The organism is Bacillus sp. P4_D3 (assembly GCF_056401855.1).
The window spans coordinates 1-1598 of sequence record NZ_JBFUIN010000696.1 but is presented as its reverse complement, the minus strand read 5'-3'; the positions used below and the strand labels follow the sequence as shown (position 1 = coordinate 1598).

Here is a 1598-nt window from a genome sequence, read left to right as displayed (position 1 = left end):
GTTTATGGAGAAAATCGATATTTATAGGAGTAAGGGAGGAATTATTTGAATTTACAGAGAATAATACAACAATCCACTTGCTGGAAAGAACAAACCAAAAGAGGTGACTGAAATGCTTGCGATGGGAGTATTATTTGGCATTATTGCTATAATTGGTTTTATGTGGTTATATTATTCGCGTTCGTTTAAACAAGCAGAAGTTTTACTCTTTCAAAAAGGTAGTTTGTTGACAAATCAGTCTAGATATTTAGTATGTCCGAAGTGTGGAAGTGCGCAGGCCAGGAGTGGAGGATATCAAGAGTGTTGCAAAACTAGATTATGAAAGAAGGAAGCCTCACATTATTTTGTGAGGCTTCCTTCCTTACAATTTCTTAGCGCTCCAAATTGTCCAATGATCTCTTTCGATGATAGGAGAGACGTTTTGTAATGCCGTTTGGATATGATGTAGAAGTTGAGAAAGTTCATTATCTGTTAATTCATATAGAATGGATCGTCCGGTTCGAGGAGATAAATCTTGCAGCAATGCTTCTACAGAATCATGTGTTTTTCGTACTTCCCAGTGTGCTTTAATGGGGAACACTTGAAGAGAATATTTTTGTAATTCTTGCTGTATAGTAGTGGTTTTTGGTCTTCTTTTTGATTCTATTTCAATGAGTTTTGGAAATACAGAGAAAAAGTATCCACGAATGTGTTCAGGACTTCCTGGAATTGTACAATCTTCAATAGTTCGGTCTTGTAAAATAAGTATACCGTCCTGTTTTAATATGCGAGAAGCCTCTCGTATAAATGTAGGAACATCTTGTAAATGATGGATGACTGCGCGAGAAATGACAAGGTCGAATGATTCGTTAGGATATGGAATGTTATGCGCATCACCGTGAATGAATGAAATGTTTGGGAAGGCATTACAATTTTCTTTTGCAGCTTGTAATATTTCTTTTGAAAAATCAAGCCCAACAACATTTTTGGCTCCCATAAGAGCAAGTTCTTTCGTATAAATGCCTCCACCACAACCTATATCAATTACTTGTTTGTTTTGTACATCTACAATATTGTTTATTGTTTCCTGCCATGAAATATGTGCGTTACGATTTGCATACGTATACTTATTATTTGCATCATGAAAATTAATGGACATTGTAAAATCCTCCCTTCAGTGTATAGTATAGCTCATTCTATATAATGTAACGTTTTTGTTTTATGCATGAGGATTATAAGAATTTCTTATTGGAAAAGGAGAATCGATTTGAAAGGGAAATATTTAATGTTTTTATGTGTTATTTTACTCGCGTCGTGTGGTCAAGCCGAGCAAAAGAAGGAATCGAAACAATTAGAGGAGACAGTGAATGAAGTGAAAGAACCATTACAAATAACTGTTATACAAAAAGGTAAAGAAGAAAAAAATTTAAAGAAAATGGATGCGGAGTTGGTGGTGGATATTATAAACAAAGCGGAAAAACAAGAAGTAACGGGTAGTTTTGGTGAACCGGAATATGAAATACAAATTAGTAGAGATGGGAAAATTGAAACATATTATGCATGGTTAAGAGGAGAAGATCGCCGAGGATGGATTCAATATAAGAAAGATATGTATATGC

General features: G+C 34.8%; 2 protein-coding genes and 1 pseudogene. 2 read left to right on the top strand and 1 reads right to left on the bottom strand.

Features of this window, described 5'->3' with window-relative positions; genetic code table 11:
- Positions 1 to 112: 112 nt before the first annotated feature.
- The gene (locus AC1DTM_RS25695) at positions 113 to 322 is read left to right on the top strand and encodes a hypothetical protein (RefSeq protein ID WP_000880631.1); all 210 of its coding nucleotides are present in this window, start codon (positions 113 to 115) and stop codon (positions 320 to 322) included.
- Between the two features lie 39 nt (positions 323 to 361).
- On the opposite strand, the gene AC1DTM_RS25690 is transcribed toward AC1DTM_RS25695, so the two are convergent.
- A complete protein-coding gene (locus tag AC1DTM_RS25690; protein ID WP_016104301.1) occupies positions 362 to 1138 on the bottom strand; it encodes a class I SAM-dependent methyltransferase in 777 nt (258 codons plus the stop codon).
- A 108-nt stretch (positions 1139 to 1246) separates the two neighbouring features.
- Between AC1DTM_RS25690 and AC1DTM_RS25685 the strand changes: the two are divergent.
- Positions 1247 to 1598: pseudogene (locus tag AC1DTM_RS25685) on the top strand (hypothetical protein); the annotation flags it as partial.

Bases quoted from the DNA above. Each gene is read 5' to 3' on its own strand.
- AC1DTM_RS25695 (WP_000880631.1), top strand. From the start codon at position 113: ATGCTTGCGATGGGAGTATTATTTGGCATTATTGCTATAATTGGTTTT.
- AC1DTM_RS25690 (WP_016104301.1), bottom strand. From the start codon at position 1,138: ATGTCCATTAATTTTCATGATGCAAATAATAAGTATACGTATGCAAAT.